Source organism: Micromonospora sp. CB01531 (assembly GCF_001905095.1).
Taxonomy (GTDB): Bacteria; Actinomycetota; Actinomycetes; order Mycobacteriales; family Micromonosporaceae; genus Micromonospora.
In genome coordinates this window covers 249,964-269,504 of the sequence record NZ_LWLS01000072.1, presented here as the reverse complement: position 1 = coordinate 269,504, position 19,541 = coordinate 249,964, and the positions used below count along the sequence as shown (strand labels likewise).

The 19,541-nt window shown below is 75.6% G+C and carries 20 protein-coding genes and 1 pseudogene; 16 read left to right on the top strand and 5 right to left on the bottom strand.

Annotation, left to right across the window (positions count from 1 at the left end):
* Positions 1–55 precede the first annotated feature (55 nt).
* Positions 56–1,294, bottom strand: coding sequence for an MFS transporter (locus A6A27_RS20510; protein ID WP_083672727.1), 1,239 nt, complete (start codon positions 1,292–1,294; stop codon positions 56–58).
* Between the two features lie 159 nt (positions 1,295–1,453).
* On the opposite strand from A6A27_RS20510, the gene A6A27_RS20505 reads away from it, so the two are divergent.
* Together A6A27_RS20505 and A6A27_RS20500 are read left to right on the top strand one after the other, a co-directional pair.
* The gene (locus A6A27_RS20505) at positions 1,454–2,443 is read left to right on the top strand and encodes a LacI family DNA-binding transcriptional regulator (RefSeq protein ID WP_073836231.1); all 990 of its coding nucleotides are present in this window, start codon (positions 1,454–1,456) and stop codon (positions 2,441–2,443) included.
* 120 nt (positions 2,444–2,563) lie between these two features.
* The gene (locus A6A27_RS20500; protein ID WP_073836230.1) at positions 2,564–3,259 is read left to right on the top strand and encodes an alpha/beta hydrolase; all 696 of its coding nucleotides are present in this window, start codon (positions 2,564–2,566) and stop codon (positions 3,257–3,259) included.
* 55 nt (positions 3,260–3,314) lie between these two features.
* Here A6A27_RS20500 and A6A27_RS20495 read toward each other — a convergent pair whose 3' ends face one another.
* From A6A27_RS20495 to A6A27_RS46040, 4 genes and pseudogenes are all read right to left on the bottom strand, one after another.
* Positions 3,315–4,493 carry an FUSC family protein gene (locus A6A27_RS20495; RefSeq protein ID WP_083672726.1) on the bottom strand — a complete coding sequence of 393 codons (1,179 nt, stop codon included), beginning with the start codon at positions 4,491–4,493 and terminating at the stop codon, positions 3,315–3,317.
* A 139-nt stretch (positions 4,494–4,632) separates the two neighbouring features.
* Positions 4,633–5,049, bottom strand: a complete 417-nt coding sequence (locus A6A27_RS20490; protein ID WP_073836229.1) for an NUDIX hydrolase — start codon at positions 5,047–5,049, stop codon at positions 4,633–4,635.
* A 146-nt stretch (positions 5,050–5,195) separates the two neighbouring features.
* Positions 5,196–5,573, bottom strand: a complete 378-nt coding sequence (locus tag A6A27_RS46045; RefSeq protein ID WP_241825369.1) for a phosphotransferase — start codon at positions 5,571–5,573, stop codon at positions 5,196–5,198.
* A 113-nt stretch (positions 5,574–5,686) separates the two neighbouring features.
* Positions 5,687–6,106: pseudogene (locus A6A27_RS46040) on the bottom strand (phosphotransferase); the annotation flags it as partial.
* Between the two features lie 305 nt (positions 6,107–6,411).
* Between A6A27_RS46040 and A6A27_RS20480 the strand changes: the two are divergent.
* The 14 genes from A6A27_RS20480 (at position 6,412) to A6A27_RS20415 (ending at position 19,508) form a co-directional block, all read left to right on the top strand.
* Positions 6,412–7,191: an LppM family (lipo)protein gene (locus tag A6A27_RS20480; RefSeq protein ID WP_073836228.1), complete on the top strand. Its 780-nt coding sequence runs from the start codon at positions 6,412–6,414 to the stop codon at positions 7,189–7,191.
* 103 nt (positions 7,192–7,294) lie between these two features.
* Positions 7,295–7,636, top strand: a complete 342-nt coding sequence (locus tag A6A27_RS20475) for a hypothetical protein (RefSeq protein WP_073836227.1) — start codon at positions 7,295–7,297, stop codon at positions 7,634–7,636.
* A complete protein-coding gene (locus tag A6A27_RS20470) occupies positions 7,627–8,259 on the top strand; it encodes a glycine zipper family protein (protein ID WP_241825361.1) in 633 nt (210 codons plus the stop codon). Before A6A27_RS20475 ends, A6A27_RS20470 begins: the two co-directional genes overlap by 10 nt.
* Positions 8,256–8,936, top strand: a complete 681-nt coding sequence (locus tag A6A27_RS20465; RefSeq protein WP_073836226.1) for a hypothetical protein — start codon at positions 8,256–8,258, stop codon at positions 8,934–8,936. Before A6A27_RS20470 ends, A6A27_RS20465 begins: the two co-directional genes overlap by 4 nt.
* A gap of 22 nt (positions 8,937–8,958) precedes the next feature.
* Positions 8,959–10,176: a phage tail sheath family protein gene (locus tag A6A27_RS20460; protein WP_073836225.1), complete on the top strand. Its 1,218-nt coding sequence runs from the start codon at positions 8,959–8,961 to the stop codon at positions 10,174–10,176.
* A 1-nt stretch (position 10,177) separates the two neighbouring features.
* Entirely contained in the window at positions 10,178–10,660 is a 483-nt protein-coding gene (locus A6A27_RS20455) for a phage tail protein (RefSeq protein ID WP_073836224.1), read from the top strand.
* Positions 10,635–12,143, top strand: coding sequence for a hypothetical protein (locus A6A27_RS20450; protein ID WP_073836223.1), 1,509 nt, complete (start codon positions 10,635–10,637; stop codon positions 12,141–12,143). Before A6A27_RS20455 ends, A6A27_RS20450 begins: the two co-directional genes overlap by 26 nt.
* A complete protein-coding gene (locus tag A6A27_RS20445) occupies positions 12,143–12,901 on the top strand; it encodes a CIS tube protein (RefSeq protein WP_073836222.1) in 759 nt (252 codons plus the stop codon). The genes A6A27_RS20450 and A6A27_RS20445 overlap by 1 nt, the downstream gene beginning before the upstream one ends.
* Before the next feature lie 115 nt (positions 12,902–13,016).
* Positions 13,017–14,588 (top strand): phage baseplate assembly protein V, encoded by a 1,572-nt coding sequence (locus A6A27_RS20440; protein WP_073836220.1) that lies wholly within the window; start codon positions 13,017–13,019, stop codon positions 14,586–14,588.
* Positions 14,588–14,926 carry a hypothetical protein gene (locus tag A6A27_RS20435; RefSeq protein ID WP_073836219.1) on the top strand — a complete coding sequence of 113 codons (339 nt, stop codon included), beginning with the start codon at positions 14,588–14,590 and terminating at the stop codon, positions 14,924–14,926. Before A6A27_RS20440 ends, A6A27_RS20435 begins: the two co-directional genes overlap by 1 nt.
* The gene (locus A6A27_RS20430; RefSeq protein WP_073836218.1) at positions 14,923–15,354 is read left to right on the top strand and encodes a GPW/gp25 family protein; all 432 of its coding nucleotides are present in this window, start codon (positions 14,923–14,925) and stop codon (positions 15,352–15,354) included. The genes A6A27_RS20435 and A6A27_RS20430 overlap by 4 nt, the downstream gene beginning before the upstream one ends.
* A complete protein-coding gene (locus A6A27_RS20425) occupies positions 15,351–18,047 on the top strand; it encodes a putative baseplate assembly protein (protein ID WP_073836217.1) in 2,697 nt (898 codons plus the stop codon). Before A6A27_RS20430 ends, A6A27_RS20425 begins: the two co-directional genes overlap by 4 nt.
* Positions 18,028–18,588: a phage tail protein gene (locus A6A27_RS20420; protein ID WP_073836216.1), complete on the top strand. Its 561-nt coding sequence runs from the start codon at positions 18,028–18,030 to the stop codon at positions 18,586–18,588. Before A6A27_RS20425 ends, A6A27_RS20420 begins: the two co-directional genes overlap by 20 nt.
* Positions 18,585–19,508 carry a hypothetical protein gene (locus A6A27_RS20415; RefSeq protein WP_073836214.1) on the top strand — a complete coding sequence of 308 codons (924 nt, stop codon included), beginning with the start codon at positions 18,585–18,587 and terminating at the stop codon, positions 19,506–19,508. Before A6A27_RS20420 ends, A6A27_RS20415 begins: the two co-directional genes overlap by 4 nt.
* Positions 19,509–19,541 lie beyond the last annotated feature (33 nt).

The following is a 19,541-nucleotide window of genomic DNA, read 5'->3' as shown; positions in this document are numbered from 1 at the left end:
GTTCCGGTCGGATCCGGCCCGTCCGGGCACCGCGACAGGCCGTGGCCCGGGTCGATCAGCCCTGGCCCGGCGGGGTCCCCGGAGCGGGCGGGCGGAGCACCGGGACCAGCGCCAGGGTGGGCAGCAGCAGGAGCGGCACGACACCGAGGGCGGGCAGGATGCCAAGGTGGTCGCCGAGGAAGCCGAGCAGCGGCGGCCCAGCCAGGAAGGCGGTGTAGCCGATCACGGCGACCACGCTGACCCGGGCCGGCGCCCGGTCCTCGTCGTCGGCGGCGGCGCTCATCCCGACCGGGAAGCCGAGCGACGCCCCGATCCCCCAGAGCGCCACGCCGACCACGGCGAGCGGCCCGGAGCCGGCCAGCACGGCCAGGGCGGCGCCGACGGCGGCCAGCCCGATGGTGCCGAACAGCACCGCCACCCGCCCCCACCGGTCGATGGCGATCGTGCCGACGGTCCGGCCGAGCGTCATGCCGACCACGAAGACGCCGAAGACGACAGCGCCGACCGCCTCGCTGACGCCGTACCCGTCGACGAACGCCACCGCCAGCCAGTCGTTGGCGCTGCCCTCGGTGAATGCCATGACCAGCACCAGCAGGCCGATGAGCAGGGTGCGCGGCTCCCGCCAGGTGGCCAGCAGCGCCCGGCGCCGGGCCGCCGGGTCCGCCGTACCCTCCGCCTCCGCGGGGGCCGGCAGGAAGGCGCGGGCACCGAGCAGCGCGCCGACCAGGACCACGACCGCGAGCGCGGGCAGGTGCACCCCCACCGGTACGCCCAGCCGGGCCGCCCCGGCGCCGATCCCGGCCCCGGCCACCGAGCCGAGGCTCCAAGCGGCATGGAACCGGGGCATGATGGTCCGGCCGAGGCGTTTCTCCACCGCCGCGCCCTCGACGTTCATCGCCACGTCCCAGGTGCCGGAGCCGTAGCCGAAGGCGAAGAGGCCCACGGCGACCCCCAGCACCGACCCGGCCAGGCCGGCGGAGAGGCCGGCGACGACCGTGCCGAACGCGACGAGCAGGACCGAGGCCGCCACCGTGCGGGCCGGTCCGAGCCGCTGGGTGACGAGCCCGGCCATCGGCATCGCCAGCACCGCGCCGGCCGACAAGGCCATCAGCAGCAGGCCGAGCCGCCCGGTGCTGAGCCCCAGCGCCTCGCGTACCGCGGGCACCCGGGAGAACCAGGTGCCCACCGCGAGCCCGTTGAGGGCGAACACGACCGCCACCCCGGTCCGGGCGGCCAGGACCGCCCGGGGCACGACCGGCCGGTCGACGCTCGACGCGTCGATGGTGCTGCTCACGCGATGTCTTCCTCTCCCCCGAGGGCTGCTCGCCGATCATCCCATACCTGGGAGCGCTCTCACGGCAAGCGCTATCACCCTTACCGTCGGCGGCCCGGACGCGGCATGATGCCGACAGTGGCCGGCGCGGGGGGCGCGGCCGGTAAGGAAGGACGACGCATGGACACGCCGACGGCACGTCCCGCCACCCTCGACGACGTCGCCCAGGCGGCCGGGGTGTCGCGGGCCACCGCGTCCCGGGTGCTGGGCGGCTACGGGTTCGCCTCGCCGGCCGCGCGGGACCGGGTCACCTCCGCCGCCGACCGCCTCGGCTACGTGCCGAACACCACGGCCCGCGCGCTGGTCCGGGGTGCCGGGGTACGGCTGGTGGTGGCCGTCGCCGGCACCGACGCCGCGATCCTCGACGACCCGTACGTGGACCGGGTGGTGAGCGCGGCGGCCCGGCTCTGCGCCCCGCACGGAGTCGGGGTGGCGCTGGAGTGGCTGCCGCTGAGCTCCCCGGCCCGCCTGCGCCGGCTCGGCGACGACCGCAGCGTCTGCGGGGTGCTGCTGATCAACACGACCGAGCGGATGCTCGACGCGGTGCCCGCCACGCTCCGCGGCCGGGTCGCCTCGATCGGCATCGGTTCGGCGGCCGTCCCCGCCTTCGACGTGGACAACGCCGCGGGCTCCGACGCGGTGCTGCGCCACCTGCACGCCAACGGTCGCCGCCGGATCGTCATGGTCACCGGCCCCCGCTGGCTCAGCTGCGCGGAGCGGTCGGTGACCGTGTACCAGGCGTTGATGCGGTCGGCCGGGCTGCCGGTGCGTCTGGTGACCGGCGACTTCACCGCCGCGCGGGGCGGCCGGGCGGCGATGGAGGCGCTCACCCGCTGGCCGGACACCGACGCGATCTACGCGGCCAGCGACACGACCGCGCTGGGTGCGATCGCCGCGCTGCGTGGGCGTGGGATCCGGGTGCCGCACGACGTGGCGGTGGCCGGCTTCGACGACATCCCGTACGCGGCGGTCAGCAGCCCGGCGTTGACCACCGCCACCCACCCGGTCGCCGGGATCGCCACCGCGGCGGCCACGGCGGTGCTGGAGGGCCGGCGGGTACCGCCGGTCACCGCGTTCCCGTCGGCGCTGGTCGCCCGGGAGAGCGCCTGAGCCGGCGGGTGGTCAGCGCCGAGGCGGCCGCCGGACCCGCGCGGCGGGCCGCTCCCGGCGGTTGAGCCGGCACCAGCCGGGTATGCGCCGGCGGACCGACCGACGACCGAGGGGCGAGCATTGACCGAGCCCGCGCCGCCGCACCGGCAGCCCGAGGAGGGGCATCGGCACGGCCGGCTGACCGCCCGCCCCGCCGTGGTGGCCGCGCCCGGCCCGACCGGGCTGACGTCGGTCCCCGATCCGGAGGGCGGGACGCCGGCGCTGCGGTACGCGCCGGCCGTCGGCACCGGGCCGTACCGGGTGGTGGTGCTGCTGCACGGCGCCGGCGGGTCGGCCCGGCAGGGGCTGGACCTGCTGCTCCCGCTGGCCGACGCGCACCGGCTGCTGCTGGTCGCGCCGCAGGCCACCGCGAGCAGCTGGGACCTGATCGCCGAGGGGTACGGCCCGGACGTCCGCCGGATCGACGCGCTGCTGGGCGCGGTCCTCGCGGCGTACCCGATGGCCGGGGTGACCCTGGGCGGCTTCTCCGACGGGGCGTCGTACGCCCTCTCGCTGGGCCTGACCAACGGCGACCTGGTCGACGCGATCGTGGCCTTCTCCCCCGGGTTCGCCGCGCCGCTGGTCACCCACGGCCGGCCGCGGGTGTTCGTCTCGCACGGCACCGACGACCGGGTGCTGCCGGTGGACGTGTGCAGCCGGCGGCTGGTCCCGCGCCTGCACAGCCTCGGCTATCCGGCCGAGTACGCCGAGTTCCCCGGCGGCCACGAGGTGCCGGCGGAGATCCGGCAGCGGGCGGTGGACTGGCTGGTCGGCTGACACGACCGTCGGGAGACTCGCGGCCCCGAGGGCCCCGGCGGTCTCTGGTCCGGCGTCAGTCCGGGGGTCCGGCGACCGCCGTGTCGACCCGGGTGAGCACCGACGCGTCGTCGTCGGCGCCGACCCCGCGCAACAGGTCGATCGCGGTGGCCCGGACCTGGCCGATGATCATGGCGAGGGGCAGCGTCTGGCCGGGGGTGAAGAGCCGCCCGGCCGCCCGGACCGCCTCCAGCGCGGCGACGTCCGCCCGCTCGGCGTGCCGGTCGGCGATCTCGTCCTGCCCGGTCAGGTCGGCGGCGAGCGCATCCCCGGCCGAGCGGACCGCCCCGGCCAGGGTCCGCACGGCGGCGCCCAGTTCGGGTGGCACCGGCGCCGGGCCCCGGGTGAGGGTCACCGCGGCGCGGGCCAGCACCCGCACGTTGCGGACCGCGTAGTCGATCTGCCGGATAGAGCTCTCCACCGAGCGCAGCCGCCCGAGGTGCTGCCGGCGGCGTACGTGGAGCCAGAGCGCCTCGCCGGCGGCCTGCACCGCTCCGCGCAGCCGCTCCACCCCAGCGTCGGCGTGCCGGGCCCGCTCCAGCGCGGCCAGCGCCGCCTCGGCGTCGGTCCGGTCGAGCGCCGTCGCGATCTCGTCGAGCACCCCGGCCAGTTCCTCGAACGTGTGCCGGAACTCGGCGACCAGCGGGGCGAGCGGGCGGCGGGCGTCGATGAGCAGGCTCGCCACGATGGCCACCCCACCCCCGATCAGCGCGTCGACGAACCGGAACGGGACCAGCGTCTCGGTGGGCGGTGCCACGACCACCAGGTAGAGGGCGGACACGGCGGCCTGCACCACGGTGACCGAACTGGCGCCGACCGCCACCGCGAGGGCCACGGTGAGCAGGATGACGGTGAAGACGGTCCAGCTGGCGTGCGGGCCGAGCGCCTGCACGACCAGGTCGGCGACGAGCACCCCGGCGGCCACCCCGAGCACCACCTCGACGGCCCGGCGCAGCCGTTGGCCACGGGCCTGGCCGAGCACGATCAGGGCGGCGGCCGGTGCGAAGAACGGCTGCGGGTGGCCGACCAACCGGGTGGCGAGGACCCAGGCGACGGTGGCGGCGAGGGTCGCCTCGACCACCGGCAGCCAGCCCCGCCGCAGCCGCCCCACGGCCGCCCGGACGGCCGCTCCGGGCCGCGGCGTGGTGTCAGACCCGCCGAGCCCGAGCGGCCGGAGCCTGCCCCACCGCGCCATCGCCGCCTCCCGTCGCCACTTCGACCACCCATGGTGCGCTGCGGCCGGTCCGGCCGCAGCGGCCGGGCTCACCGACGGCGAGTGGCCTCTTTCACGTGAAGCTGCGCCCACGGCCGCATCCGTGGCGCGCGGCGGGGGATCAGCGGGTGAGGCGGGCGTATTCGGGCGAGGCGAGGAAGCGGGCAAGGACGTCCGCGGTGCCCGGGGTGTACGGGCGGCCGTCCAGGACCTCCGCCGGGGCGGTGAAGACGAGCGCGGCGCCCTCGCCGAGCACCACGTCCTCCTGCCCGGCTGTGGTCGTGCCCCAGAAGTAGTGCTTGATCCGGCCGGCTTCCGAAATCTCCTGCTCGGTGAAGAGCCGCAGCCGGCCGTCCGGGCGCAGCCCGGACTCCTCCCGCAACTCCCGCAGCGCCGTCTCCTCGATCGTCTCTCCCGCCTCCCAGTGCCCGCCGGGCAGGCACCACACGTTCGGGTGGTACGTCGCGTGCTCGTCGCGGAGCTGGAGCAGCAGCCGGCCGGCGGGGTCGACCAGCAGGATGCAGGCGATCGGGTGCATCCGATCAACCTAGTCCGACCCGCCCGGGCCGCTGCCACCTGGCGACCAGCAGCGCCGCCTGCCCGCGCAGCGGGTAGTTGGTGCCCCGATGTATCGCGGCGCCGGACGGGGCGTTCACCCGCCCTGCTGAGGAGTGATCCCGGCCCTCACCCGACCGGGCGGCCCTGGCCCGCCGGGGACTCGGCGTACTCGGTGAGGACGGCATTCAGCATGTGCCGGGCCTCGGCGGCGCGGACCGGATCGGGGTTGTCGAGGGTGATGAGGGCCTTCCAGAGCACCCACCCGCGCCCCCGGGCCCAGGTCGCCTCGTCCACGCCCAGTTTCGTGCGGAACGCCGCCCGGCTCGGGCCGGACAGCAGCGTCCAGGCGATGGCCAGGTCGCAGGCGGGATCGCCCATCCCGCAGCAGCCGAAGTCGATGACCGCGGCGAGCCGGCCGTCGCGGACCAGCAGGTTGCCCCAGGCGACGTCGCCGTGGAACCAGACCGGCGGCCCGGTCCAGGTGGACGCAACGCGTTGGCCCAGATCCGGTTGACGGTGTCGGTCGGGATCCGTTCGCCGAGCAGCTCGACCGCTCGCCGGGTCTCACCGTCGTAGGTGGCCAGCGGGGCACCCCGGAACGCGCTGTGCGCGCCGGCCGGCGGGCCACCCGCCGGCTCGGTGCGGTGCAGGGCGGCGAGGAAGCCCGCGAGGTCGGTGGCGAAACGGACCGGGTCGCCGATCCGGTCGGTGGCGGCGGTCTCGCCCTCGATCCAGCGGCACACCGACCACGGGAACGGGTAACCCTCGCCGGGCTTCCCCTCGGCCAGCGGGGTGGGCACCGGCAGCGGCAACCGGCGCGCGAGGACCGGCAGCCACCGCTGCTCCTTCCGCACCTGGGGCACGTACCCCTCGGCGCTGGGCAGGCGCACCGTCAGCTCATCGCCCAGGTGGAAGGTCCGGTTGTCCCAGCCACCGACGGCGACCGGCCGTACCGGGAGGTCGGCCCAGCGCGGAAACTGGCTCGCGATCGGCCGGCGGACCAGCGCCACGTCGATCGGGGGGACGGCGGGTCGCATCGCCGTCGGGTCCGTGGTCTCGTCCTGCCGCGCCATCCCGGCCATGATCACGACCACCACCGGACGCGGCAACCGATTTCCGCCGGGAGCACCGTCCGCTGGCCTCCCATCCCCGGCGCTCGCCCGGACCGTCCGGTCGGGAAAAGGATCACTGCGAAGGCAGTGGAATGGTCAAACCTCCAGAATATCGATCGCCCAACTTTTCCGGGTCGGCCGAATGGGAGCAGCGACCGGTAAGATCGGCGACAGGCTTGTGACTGATCGCTGACTGCGGGATGTGATAGCGATCACACAGACTGGTGTCCATGAATAGGAGACTCCACCGCGGCCAAGCATTCCGCCTCGCGGTGTGTCTCGCCCTCGTGGCGGCGTTGAGCGGCTGCATGCAGCTCAACCTCGGGCTGACCGTGAACGCGGACGACACGGTCACCGGCCAACTCCTGGTGACCGCCGACAAATCCCTGCTCAGGGACCGGAACCCGGACGTCGAGGCGGCCTTCACCGACATGCGCCGGCAGCTCCCCACGCTTCCCGCCGGCGACGAGAGCCGCTACGAGGACGCCCGGTTCTACGGCGTGCAGGTCGTGTACCGGAAAAAGCCGCTGTCGCAATTCACCAGCGACAGCGTGAAACTGGTCCGCACCGGCGACCGCTACCGCTTCTCGTTTCCGCTGGACCCGGAGAAATACGCCGGGAAGATCCCCGAACGGGATCCACGGAATCGGCAGCTGTTCGTGCGGTTGATGTCGTTCGAGATATCGGTGACCTTCCCGGGCCGGGTGCTCACCTCCAACGGCACGGTCACCGGCCGGTCGGTGACCTGGAAGGTGGACGCCAACCAGCCCAAACCCGCGGAGCTGGTCGCCGAGGCGGAGGCGCCCGCGAGCCCCTCGACCACCGGCGCCGCCGAGCCGGTCTCCGGCGGCGGCTTCCCCTGGCTCCTGATCGTCGGCGGGGTGGTCGTCCTGCTGCTGGTCGCCGGGGCCGTCGTACTCCTGCTCCGCCGCACCCGCGGCCCGGCCGCCGCCCCCACCGCCACCACCCCCGCGCCGGCGCCCCCGGTCGACCATCCGGGGCCGGTCTGATCCGGCGCGACACCGCCACCCGGGCGGCCCCGGCCCGGACGGACCCGGCCGCCGCACCACCCACCCCGACCCGCACCACCGCACCATCCGAAGGGAGATCGCCGTGAACGATCTCTTCACCTTTGCCGCCCTGGGCACCCTGACCGGTGCCAGCGCCGCCACCCTGCTGGCCGCCAACGTCATCGGCGGTCTGATCGGCCCGGGCGGCGACAAGGCACGCAAATGGATCGCGCTGGGCATCGCCCTCGCGCTGTCGTACGTCGCCGCGGCGTTCGCCGATGCCGGCCCGGAGAAGTGGATCGTCGCGTTCTTCAACGGGCTGGTCATCTTCTCCGCCGCGCTCGGCGTCAACCAGCTGCCGCCCGGCAACCGGCAGGCGACGAGCGCGTCGCCGACCCAGCTCGCGCAGGGACGCGAGCCCCGCTACATCCGCTCGTGGGTCTGAAGGAGGTGGCCCCGATGGTCTTCGGCATCGTCAGCGCCGCCGTCCACATCGTCCTCGGCGCCCTGCTCGGCCAGTGGGCCGGCGGCACCCTCGGCCTGGTGATCGGCGCGGTGGTGGGACTGCTCGTCGGCGCGCCCTTCGGCTGGGCGGTCGCCGCCGCCGGCAGCTACGGGGCGGACCCGAAGGGGGTCTTCCTCTTCGTGGTCGACCACACCTGGAGCCTGCTCAACACCGTGGTCGGGGCGGTCTACCTGGCCCTGCACCTGGTCTTCGGGCACCAGCTCGACCGGGTGGTCTCCGCCGCCAGCGGCCGGGTCAACGTGGTCGAGGGGGTCTCGCCCCGGTACGCCACCACCATCGGCACCGTCTGCGCCGGGTCCAGCCCGGGCATCCAGCGGCACGAGGACGTGCACATCCTGCAGGCCCGGCTGCTCGGCCCGCTCTACCTGCCGCTGGTGGTGCTCAACTACGCGCTGTTCACCATCGCTCCGGTGTGGCTGCTCTGGCACGACCACACCAACGCGCCGATCAACCGGTTCACCCGGTACTTCGAGATCGGCGTCTACCCGCACGTGTGGAACGAGGCCATCGCGTACCGGATCCAGGGGACCCCGCCGCGATGACCGGCGCGATCGAGGCGGCCGTCGCGGACCTCGCGGCCTGGCTGACCGGGGCGGCGGGCGACCCCGTCCCGGTCGGCCCGCCCCGCGACGACCCGGCGGACGGGCTGACCGTCTGGCCGCTGGAGCTGCGGCCGGCACAGCAGACCGTGGGCAGCGGCGGGGCCCGCGAGCCGTACCGGTTCGTGGTCCGGCTGCTGGTCAGCGGCGCCGGGCTGGCCGCGCTCCCCGCGCTGGACCGGGTGCTCGCCGCCGCCGCGACGGCCGGCACGCCGGAGGTGGTGCTGACCGCCGGCGACCCCGCCCTGTGGCGGGCCTTCGGCGTGGCGCCCCGGCCGGCGCTGCTGGTCGACGTGCCCGCGCAGATCGTCCGGCCGCGGCCGCCCGCACCGCCCGTGCGGCACCCGCTGCGGCTGCGCCAGCTGGACATGCTCACCCTCGACGGCCAGGTGGTCGGGCCGGAGCGGCAGCCGCTCGCCGCCATGCGGGTCGAGGTGGTCGGCACCCCGTACGCCACGCAGACCGACCACGCCGGCCGGTTCCGGCTGGTCGGTGTCCCGCACGACCCCGACGCCCCCGGCCGGCCGGTCCGGGTCCGCCTGATCGGCCGGGGCCGCACCCTCACCGCCGACCTCGATCCCGGCGACCCCGACCTCGTCATCGTCTGCGCTCCCGACTGAGCCGTCTCCTCAAGGAGGACCGATGCCCACCTACTTCTCCCCCGGCATCTACGTCGAGGAGGTCCCCAGTGGTGCCCGCCCGATCGGCCCGGTCGGCACCAGCACCGCCGCCTTCGTCGGGGTCGCGCCGAACCGCACCGCCCACGTCGACCAGGCGCTCGCGGTGAACAGCTGGTCGGAGTTCCTCCGGCTGTACGCCGACGGCGAGGACCTGGCGAGCACGGACCTCGCCCGGGCGGTGTTCGGCTTCCTCGACAACGGCGGTACCCGCTGCTGGGTGGTCAACGTCGGCGAGGGCGGCCAGCTCACCGGCACCGGCGGGCGGCGCAGCGGTCTGCAACTGCTGGAGGCCATCGACGAGATCTCCATCCTCGCCGCCCCCGGCTACCACGACCCGGTGTCCCACGACGCACTGATCAGCATGGCGGAGCGGCTGCGCACCATGGTGGCGATCTGCGACCCGCCGCCGGACGTGGACGACGTGTCCGCGCTGACCCGGGTCGCCACGCCGGGCAAGCCGCCCGGCAAGCCCACCGACGGCCCGCCGAAACCCGCCGACGACGACGGCCCGGGCGCGCACCGGCCCCGGCAGTCGGACTTCGCCACCTTCTACTTCCCGTGGATCCGGGTACGCGACCCGCTCAGCGGCGAGCTCGTGCTCACCCCGCCGAGCGGGCACGTGGCCGGCATCTGGGCCCGCACCGACGCGCTGCGCGGCGTGCACAAGGCCCCGGCCAACGAGCCGGTACGCGGCGCCGTCGACCTGGCCTGCCTGGTCACCCGCCCCGAGCACGACGTGCTCAACCCCAAGGGCGTCAACGTGATCCGCTACTTCGCCGGCGAGGGCATCCGGCTCTGGGGCGCCCGTACGCTCGCCGCCGAGGCCAGCGAGTGGCGCTACCTCAACGTCCGGCGGCTCTCCATCGCCATCGAGCAGGCCATCGCCAACGGCACCCGGTGGATGGTCTTCGAGCCGAACGACTACACACTCTGGCGCTCGATCCGGCGGGACATCGGCGCGTTCCTCACCCGGGTCTGGCGCGACGGCGCGCTGCTCGGGCGTACGCCGGAGGAGGCGTTCTTCGTCAAGTGCGACGAAGAGACCAACCCGGCCGACGTCCGCGACGCCGGCATGGTCGTCGCGCACATCGGCATCGCGGTGGTCAAGCCCGCGGAGTTCGTGGTGTTCAAGCTGAGCCAGTGGGCCGGCGGCACCGAGACCGAGACGATCGGAGGCTGACATGCCGACCACGGCCACCCCGCAGCCGGGCGCCCCCGTCGACCCCTACCGGGCGTACCACTTCAAGCTGCTGATCAACGGGATCACCAACGGGCACTTCACCGAGGTCAGCGGCTTCGACGTGAACATCCCGTCGCTGGCGTACCGGGAGGCCGGCAACGAGCGGATCCGGGCCGTCCCCGGGCAGGTCGAGTACGCCCCGGTCACCCTCCGCTTCGGGCTCACCTCGTCGCGGGAGCTGTGGGACTGGGTGAACGCGGCGGCGAAGGGGACGGTGAGCCGGCGCAACGTCTCGGTGGTGCTGCTCGACCCGGCCGGCACCGCCGAGGTACTGCGCTGGAACATGATCAACGCGTGGCCCACCCGGTGGCGGGGCGCCCACCTGAACACCCTCGCCCAGGAGATCGCCATCGAGGCGCTGACCCTGGCGTACGAGGGACTGGAACTGGAGTCCGGCAGTGCGGCCGCCCCGACGACCCCGTGACTGGCTGGCCCGGGCGCTGCGCGTAGCGGCCGACCGCCTCTCCGCCCCGCCCCCCGACCGCCTCGCCACCCCGACCCGCCGGCTCGCCTCCCCCGCTGCCGAACGGCACGCCGCCCCCGCTGCCGAGGGGCTCGCCGCGCCGACCGCCGACCGGCCCGCAGCCTGGGCCGCGGTGGACCAACCCGCGCTCCGCCGCCCCGGCGAGCCCCCCGAGCACTGGCTGCGCCTCGTCGCCGCCCACGCCCCCGGTCTCCTCCACGACCTCTCCCCGGCCGATCTCCCCCTTCTCGACCTCCCCGCTGTTGATCAAGGAGTTTCGGTCGGATCCGAAGCGTCGGTCGACGCGAACCCCTTGATCGACGGGCGGGAGGGCGGGGCGGGTGCGGACGGGGCGCCCGGAGCGGGCGGGTGGGACGGTGGGTCGGGGCGCCGGGGGGACCGGACCGTGGTCGGGACTAGGGGCGGGTGGCGGCGGCCGGTGCGGTCCGGGCGCGACGTTCGGCGCCGGTGGAGGCGCCCCGACGCGGTCTCGACGGCCGGATCGGACCGGCCGGTCCGGTCGGACCTGGGCACGGCGTCCGGCCAGCGCGATGACGGGGAACGGCTCGCTCCCGCCGGTGGCTCGCAGGGCCGCGCCGAGACCGCCGGGCAGCAGGGGTTGTCCGCCTTCGGCCACCACGGCGACACCGCTGGGACGGCCTCGGGTATCCGGTCCGATCCGGCGCCCACCGGCTCCCCGGACCGCGGCGAGTGGACGACTGGCGAGCGGGGGTCAGGCGCCACCGCCGGGACCAGCCGTGCCTCCGGACCGGGCGAGCAACCCGCCACGGTACGTGGCACCCGCCCGGGCGAGCGCACCACCCGGACCGGGCCCGGCGAGCGCACCACCCCGACCTGGTCCAGCCTGAGCACCGAGCCCAGCCAGAGCGCCGGGCCCCCGACGATCACCGGGTGCCCCGGCCACGGTGACGGCCTGACTGTTGCCGGGTACCGCGACGGGCCCGCGTCCCGGGCGGACCGGGGGACCGACGGGAATGCGCCTGATGCCGGACCGCCACCGCGCGACGGTGGACCGCTCGGCGTGGGCCGCGCCGATCCTGCCGCGGGCCTTCGGATACGTCTGTCGGCGCTGGGGGGACAACAGATGCACTCGAACGGCGGCTCGGGCCGGACGGCAGTGCGGGCCGACGGCTCCGGTGCGGCGAGCGGACCGGCGGTGGCCGCTGCGGAGTGGAGCGAGCGGGCCGCGGCGTCCGCCGCCCGGCAACGGCCGCCGCGCACCGCCGCCGGGACGTGGCCGGCGCTGCCCGACGAGACCCGGGGCGCACCCCCCGCCGGGGCCCCCGGCGCCGTACCCGATGGCCGGGGCCGGCGGGACCCGTGGCCGACGCTGCCCGACGACCGGGAGCTGTGGCTGCCGGCGGCCAGCACGGTCGACGCCGCGCGGCTGCGCCGGCTGGACCGGGAACAGGCAGGTTCCTGATGGAACGCGTGGCCTTCCTCGTGGACGAGTCCGGCGCCCGGGTGGACTGCCTGCTCAACCCGGAGACCGTGCAGGTCGCCCGGCTGGCCGGGGTACGCCCGCGGGGCACCGCCGACGGCCGGCTCACCGGTGCCGGCCTGGCCGACGACCCGCTGCTGTTCACCGGCGGCGGGCGCACCGAGCTGGTGCTGGACCTGCTCTTCGACACCGACCTCGTCGAGTCCCAGGTACGCCCCGAGGACGTCCGCACGCTCACCCGTCCGCTGTGGATGCTGGCGGAGAACTCGGCCACCGAGCACGGCTGGCTGCGACCCCCGCTGGTGCGGCTGGTGTGGGGCAAGACCTGGAACGTGCCCGGAGTCATCGTGGCGATCGCGGAACGCTTCGACGCGTTCGCCCTCACCGGCACGCCCCGCCGCTCCTGGCTGCGGTTGAAGCTGGTCCGGGTGGCCGAGTCCTCCGAGGCGGCCCAGGCGGGCTTCGAGGAGGAGCTCGCCGCGGCGAGCACCCCGTTGCCGCCCGGGTCGGCGGTGGTCGCCGCGGCGGACGGCGCGGCCGAGCCGGGCTGGTCCGGAGTGCGCTTCGACCTGCTCGCCCACGACGCGCTCGGGTCGCCGCTGCGCTGGCGGCTGCTCGCCGAGCACAACCGGATCAGCGACCCGCTGACCGTGCCGGCCGGCGCGGCGCTGGCCGTGCCGCCGGCCACCCCGACGGTCGCGACGCCGACCGACGGCGGGACGGGAGGGACCACGCCGTGACCGCACCGCAGCCCGCCGGAACGAACGAACGCCGCGCCGTTTCCGCACCCGGGCTCGCCGGCCCGGCCGGACGCCACGCCCCGAGGGAACGCGACGACGCGAGGGGTGGTGCGGCGTGAACCGGGCCGCCACCGTGACGATCGACGGCACCCCGCTGGCCGAGCCCCGGCGGCTGCGGGGCGTCCGGGTGGCCGCCCGCCTCGACCAGCCGACCCAGTGCGAGCTCACCCTCGCCGCCGGGCCGGGTACCGCCGCCCTCGACCCCCCGGTACGCCCCGGCGCCAACCTCGACCTGCGCCTCGACGGCCAGCCGGGCGCCCTGTTCACCGGCGAGGTCACCGCCGTAGAGGTGGAGTACGCCGCCGACGGTGTCGCCCTGCTACGGATCCGGGCGTACGACCCGCTGCACCGGCTGCGCAAGCGACAGGAGCTTCGGGTCTTCGAGGCGGTGACCGCCGCCGAGCTGGCCGGGGTGCTCTGCGCCGACCTCGGGCTCACTGTCGACGCGGAGACCGACGGGCCACGGCTGGACCGGCTGCTCCAGCACCGGCACAGCGACCTGGAGCTGCTCCGCGAGGTCGCCGGCCGGGCCGGCCTGCACCTGGCCGTGGACGACGACCGGCTGCGGCTGCTGACCCTCGACGGCTACGGCGAGCCGGTCCCGCTGACCCTCGGCGACACCGTCCACGCGCTCCGCGTCGCGGAGAACCTGGACCGGGCCGGCGCGGAGTGCGCCGCCCTCGGCTGGCATCCGCAGCGCGCCGAACCGCTGCGCCAGCAGGTCGACGCGGCCCGCTCCGGACGGCGCATCCCGCTGCGTCCCGAGCCGGGCGAGGTGGGCGCGGACGGGGTACGGACCGCCGTGGACCAGCCGGGGCGCAGCGACGACGAGCTGGCCGCGCTGGCCCAGGCCGGGCTGGACGCGCGGGTGGCGGCGCTGGTCACCGCGGAGGGAACGGCCGAGGGCGACCCCGCGCTGCGCCCCGGTCGACGGATCGCCCTGGCCGGCGTGCCCGCGCCCGTCGCCGGGGTGTACGTGCTCACCGAGGTGGTGCACACGGTCGACGCGAACGGCCACCTGACCCGGTTCTCCACCGTCCCGCCGGAGCCGCCGCCGGCCGCCGCGCCCGCCCCGGCCACGGTCACCCTCGGCACGGTCACCGACGTGGACGACCCCGACCGGCTCGGCCGGGCCCGGGTGACGCTGCCCGCGTACGGGGATCTGGACGCCGGCTGGCTCGCCGTGGTCTGCCCGGGCGCCGGCCGGGGCAAGGGCATCGTGGCGCTGCCCGACCCGGAGGACACCGTGCTCGTGGCGCTGCCCGGCGGCGAACCGACCGCCGGTGTCGTGCTCGGTTCGCTCTTCGGGGCGGTCGAGCCGTACGACGCGGGGATCGTGGGCGGGCGGTCCCGGCGCTGGTCGATGCGGACCGGCACCGGCCAGTCGATCGTCATCGACGACGACGGACGCACCCTGCGCCTGGCCACCGACGCCGGCAGCTTCGTGGAGCTGCGACCCGAGCTGACCACCGTGCACGCGGCCGGCGACCTGGTGCTCTCCGCGCCGGGCCGGGCCATGGTGGTCCGCGCCCGGACCGTCGACTTCCTGCACGCCGACGCGGCCGAGGACGCGGACACCGCCGCCACGCAGGCCCGCACCCTCGCCCGCGCCCACGGAGGTGGCTGATGCGCTGGATCCACCACGACTCGCTGATCACCTGCGACCACGACGGCCGGGTCGCCAACCGCGCCTCCCAACAATGGCTCACCGTCGAGGGCGTCCCGGTGCTGGTGGCGACCGACCCAGAGGGGCGGGACATCACCGCCTGCCCGAACTACGGCCCCACGATCAAGCCCTGCGCCAAGACCCTCCAGGTGACCGTCGGCTACAGCACCTGGCTGCGCGTCGACGGCCACCGGATCGTGCTGTCCCACCTGGACGGCCTGACCGACGGCACGCCGCCCGGGCTGGTCCACCACACCGCCCGCGACCCGCGGCAGAGCTTCCTGGAGGCGGACGCATGAGGGCCTTCCGCTTCGTCGGCGCCGGCTTCGACGCGGGCCGCACCGGCGGCCTCGCGTTGACCGCCGCCGGCGGGCTCGCCATGACCGAGGGCGACGAGACGGTCCGCCAGGCGCTGTACCTGCTGCTGTCGACCACGCCGGGCGAGCGGCTGATGCGCCCCGGGTACGGCTCCCGGCTGCACCGGCTGGTCTTCGCACCCAACGACGACACCACCGCCGGCCTGGCCATCCACTACGTGCGGCAGGCGATCCGGCGCTGGGAGCCCCGGGTCGAGGTGATCGACGTGGACGCCGGCCCCGACCCGGACGCCCCGTGGCGGCTGGTGATCCGGCTGGACTACCGGGTCCGGGCCAGCCTCTCCCCCGGCCAGCTCGTCTTCTCCGTCGACCTGCTGCCCGCCGACGACGGCGAGGAGGGAACGTCATGACGCTGCCCGTGCCGCACCTCGACGACCGCGCCTTCCTCGACCTGGTCACCGAGGCGCGGGAACGGATCCACCGGTCCTGCCCGGACTGGACGGACCTCTCCGCGCACGACCCGGGCATGGCGCTGCTGGAGGCGTTCGCGTACCTCACCGAGGTGATGATCTACCGGCTGAACCAGTTGCCGGAGAAGGCGTACGTCGCGTTCCTCAACCTGCTCGGCGTGACCCGGCACCCGCCCACGGCCGCCTGGGCGGACGTCCGGTTCAGCCGGACCGGCCCGGACCAGGGCACGGTCCGCGTCCCGGCCGGCACCCGGGTCGCCGCCGCCCGCGGCGCCGACCCCCGGCCGATCGTCTTCGTCAGCACCGAGCCGGCCCTGCTCCCCGAGGGGGAGACCGAGGTGACCGTACGCATGCACCACTGCGAGCCGGTCGAGGCGGAACTGCTCGGCGTCGGCACCGGCCAGGCCGGGCAGGTGTTCCGGGCGGCCCGGGCACCGCTGACCCGGACCGCCGAGGCGCTGGACCTGCTGCTCGGGGTGGAGGTGCCGGCAGGCTCGGTGGAGCTGGGCGCGGCCGCCCGGGAGCACGAGGGACGCACGTACGAGATCTGGCGGCCGGTGGACAGCTTCGCCGGCACCGGCCCGCAGGCCAAGGTCTACCTGGTCGACCGCGCCTCCGGGGTGGTCACCTTCGCCCCCGCGCTGGACCTGCGCCCGCCGGCCGGGCCGGAGACCGGGCCGGGCGTCGAGGGGGCGCCCGGCCCGGCATCCGACGGCGGCCCGGCCGGCGGCGATCCCGGCGCGGCGGGACGGGCCCCGCGCGGCCTGGTGACCGTGGCGGCGGTGCCGCCGGCCGGACGGCAGATCCGACTCTGGTACCGGTGCGGCGGCGGGCCGGCCGGGAACGTCGCCGCGGGGACGCTGACCAGCCTGCGCGACCCGCTGCCGGGGCTGCGGGTGGACAACCCCGAGCCGGCCGGCGGGGGCCGGGACCTGGAGTCGCTGGAGTCGGCACTGACCCGCGGGCCGTACGAGTTCTTCGCCCAGCAGCGCGCGGTCACCGCCCGCGACTACGAGATCCTCGCCGCCGGCTCCGGGGCGGTGGCCCGGGCCCGCGCGTTCACCCGGGCGGCCGTCTACAGCTTCGCCCGCCCCGGCGAGGTCGAGGTGGTGCTGGTGCCGTACGTGCCGGAGCAGGCCCGCCCCGGCGGCCGGCTGCCGGTGGACGTGCTGCGCGAGCACGAGGTGGAGGAGGCCCGCCGCCGGGTGGAGGCCGACCTGGACCGGCGGCGGGCCCTGGGCACCGCGGTCCGGGCCGGCTGGGCCCGCTACAAGGCGGTGTCGATCCGAGCCCGGGTGGTGGTCCGCCGGGAGGAGGACGTCGACGCGGTCCGCCGCCGCATCCACGACCGGCTGCACCAGACGCTCAGCCCGCTGCCCACCCCGCTCAACCCGACCGGCTGGGTGTTCGGTGAGCCGCTGCGGGCGTCCAACGTGTACCGGATGCTGGAGCACGCCGAGCCGGGCGTGCGGTACGTCGAGTCGGTCCGGTTCGTGGTCGACGAGGCGCCCGACGCGCAGGTCCGGACCGTCGCCGTCGACCAGTACCAGCCCGGCACCTGGTACGCGGGCCGCGGCCCGGTGCTGTTCCGCTCCACCAACGCCGGCGCCGGCTGGGAGCCGGCCGGCCGCTTCGACGCCGAGACCGTGGTCCGGGTGGTTCCCGCCCCCGCCCCGGTACGCCCCGGCATCGTGCCCCGGGCCGGCTCGGTCGCCGTGGTCACCGCCCGCGACTCCGGCGGTTCCCGGGTCCGCCTGAGCACCGACCTCGGCGAGACCTGGACCCTGCTGACCGACCTGGACTCCCGGGTGCAGGACCTGGCCTGGATCGACCGGGACGGCGCGGGTGCGCTGCTGCTCGCCACCGACGCCGGCCTGTACGAGGTCTCCCTGCTGCCCGGGGCGGTGCCGCTGCAGATCCTGGTCGACCCCGCCGACGCCGACCGCGGCTTCTACGCGGTCCGCGCGTTCGTCTCCGAACGGGGCGCCCCGGGGGTGGCGGTGGCCGCCCAGGCCGGTTTCGGCGTCTACCTGTCCACCGCGGCCGGCCGCCCCGGCACCTTCGCCCACGTGGGCCTGGCCAACGTGGACAACCGGGTCCTCGCGGTGCAGTACGACGGCCCGGCGACCCTGCTGTGGTGCGGGGCCGGCGAGCCGGACCCGAGGAAGCCCGGCCAGGGCTGCCACCGCACCCGGCTGTTCGAGTCGGACGTCAAGTGGCAGGCCGTGCAGGCCGGCTGGATCGGCGGCACCTGCCGGGACCTGGCGTTCAGCGGCACCCTGGCGGTCGCCGCCACGCAGAGCGGCGGGGTGGTCCGGCTGGACACCCTCGCCGCCCAGCCGCAGTGGCAGCCGGTCATGGTCAACTGCGGGCTGCCACTGCGGGACCGGACCCGATTCGTCCCGGTCGACGCGATCGCCGCCACCGTGCCGTCCGCCGGCGCTGATGGCGCCGCCCGGCTGATCCTCGCCGGCGGGGAGCGCGGGGTGTACCGCAGCGGCGACGCGGCCGACTGGACGGCCAGCGCCAACCAGGCCACCGCCGACGTGGTCACCGTGCCCGGAACCTGGCTGCTCTGCTCCGGCGAGCACGACATCGAGGTGGTGCGGCAGGATGCGCCGAGCGGCGATTGAGCGGCTGCTGCCCGCCGCGTACCAGCGGGCCGCCGGGCCGGGCAGCGTGCTGGGCGCGCTGCTGGACGTGATGGAGGCGTTGCACGCCCCGGACGAGGCGGTGCTCGCCGACGTCGACGCACTCTTCGCGCCGTACCGGACCCGGGACGGCTTCGTCGCGTACCTGACCCGCTGGGTGGCGATGGACCACGTGATCGCCGCGCCCCGGGCCGACGCGCCACTGCCGCTGCCGGTGGGCCGGCTACGGGACCTCGTCGCGCACGGCGCGCTGCTGGCCCGCTGGCGGGGCACCCCGTACGGGATGCGCACCGCGCTGGAACTGGCCACCGGAGTGAGCGGCTTCCTGCTCGAGGAGCCGGCGGACCAGCCGTTCCACGTGGTGGTCCGGGTGCCGCCGGCCGCCGCCGACCAGCTCGCCGTGATCACCCGCATCGTCGAGGCGGAGAAACCGGCCGCGGTCACCGCCGAGATCGTCACCGCCGAGATCGTCATCGCCGTCCCGTCCCCGCCGTCCGTGCCGTCCCCAGAGGAGCCGTCATGACCACCGAATGGGCGGTCGTCGCCGCCGCCGAGCAGTTCACCCTGGACGCCCGCAACAGCGGCGAGCTCACCTTCACCGTCTCCAACCCGGGCACGGCACCGGACACCGTGGTCTTCGACGTGGCGCCCGGCGAGGGCAGCCAGCGCGCCTGGTTCACCGTCGCCGAGCCGCAGCGGGTGGTGCCCGGGCAGGGCTCGGTCTCCTTCCTGGTCCGGCTCACCGTGCCGCCCGGCACCCCGCCCCGGCGCTACGACATGACCGGCTTCGCGTACTCGGCGAACACCGCACCCGAGGAGAGTTCCCGCTCCAGCGGTCGGGTGACCTACGACGTGCGGGCCGCCGTACCGCCGAAGCGCCCGCTGTGGCCATGGCTTGCGGCAGCGGCCGCGCTGGTGCTGGTGGTGGCCGGGGTGGTCGGCTGGCTGGTGACCCGCGGCGGTGACCCGCCGCCTCCGCCGCCCCGGGCACAGGAGGTGACCCTGGAGGCGGAGAGCCTGGTGCCGGACGCGGTGGTCCAGTCGGCGGGCCCGGTGGCGGCGACGGTGGTCGAGCAGAAGAACTGCTGCCTCGTCACCTGGTCGGGCGACGCCCAGCTGTTCTTCCAGGGTCGGACGGTCGGCGACCGGGTGACCGTCACGGTGGACCTGCCGGTCGACGGGACCTGGCGCTTCGCCACCGTGCGCACCACCTCGTTCGACTACGCCAACACCATCTTCCTGGTGGACGGCCGGCAGGTCGGCGACACCTTCTTCGGCTTCAGCCCGACCGTGGTGAAGACCGACTGGATCGACGTCGGCACGCTCACCCTGAGCAAGGGCACCCACCAGGTCACCCTGGTGGCGGTGAGCAAGACGCAGGGCACCGACCGGTACTTCGCCGGTGTCGACCAGCTCCGGTTCAGCCAGCTCATCCAGCCATGAGCGAGCAAATCATCCGACGGAGCGCCCCTCAGG

Coding starts and splice junctions, on each gene's coding strand:
- A6A27_RS20505 (WP_073836231.1), top strand. CDS start 1,454: ATGGACACGCCGACGGCACGTCCCGCCACCCTCGACGACGTCGCCCAG.
- A6A27_RS20495 (WP_083672726.1), bottom strand. CDS start 4,493: ATGGCGCGGTGGGGCAGGCTCCGGCCGCTCGGGCTCGGCGGGTCTGAC.
- A6A27_RS20490 (WP_073836229.1), bottom strand. CDS start 5,049: ATGCACCCGATCGCCTGCATCCTGCTGGTCGACCCCGCCGGCCGGCTG.
- A6A27_RS20480 (WP_073836228.1), top strand. CDS start 6,412: ATGAATAGGAGACTCCACCGCGGCCAAGCATTCCGCCTCGCGGTGTGT.
- A6A27_RS20465 (WP_073836226.1), top strand. CDS start 8,256: ATGACCGGCGCGATCGAGGCGGCCGTCGCGGACCTCGCGGCCTGGCTG.
- A6A27_RS20460 (WP_073836225.1), top strand. CDS start 8,959: ATGCCCACCTACTTCTCCCCCGGCATCTACGTCGAGGAGGTCCCCAGT.
- A6A27_RS20455 (WP_073836224.1), top strand. CDS start 10,178: ATGCCGACCACGGCCACCCCGCAGCCGGGCGCCCCCGTCGACCCCTAC.
- A6A27_RS20445 (WP_073836222.1), top strand. CDS start 12,143: ATGGAACGCGTGGCCTTCCTCGTGGACGAGTCCGGCGCCCGGGTGGAC.
- A6A27_RS20435 (WP_073836219.1), top strand. CDS start 14,588: ATGCGCTGGATCCACCACGACTCGCTGATCACCTGCGACCACGACGGC.
- A6A27_RS20430 (WP_073836218.1), top strand. CDS start 14,923: ATGAGGGCCTTCCGCTTCGTCGGCGCCGGCTTCGACGCGGGCCGCACC.
- A6A27_RS20425 (WP_073836217.1), top strand. CDS start 15,351: ATGACGCTGCCCGTGCCGCACCTCGACGACCGCGCCTTCCTCGACCTG.
- A6A27_RS20420 (WP_073836216.1), top strand. CDS start 18,028: ATGCGCCGAGCGGCGATTGAGCGGCTGCTGCCCGCCGCGTACCAGCGG.
- A6A27_RS20415 (WP_073836214.1), top strand. CDS start 18,585: ATGACCACCGAATGGGCGGTCGTCGCCGCCGCCGAGCAGTTCACCCTG.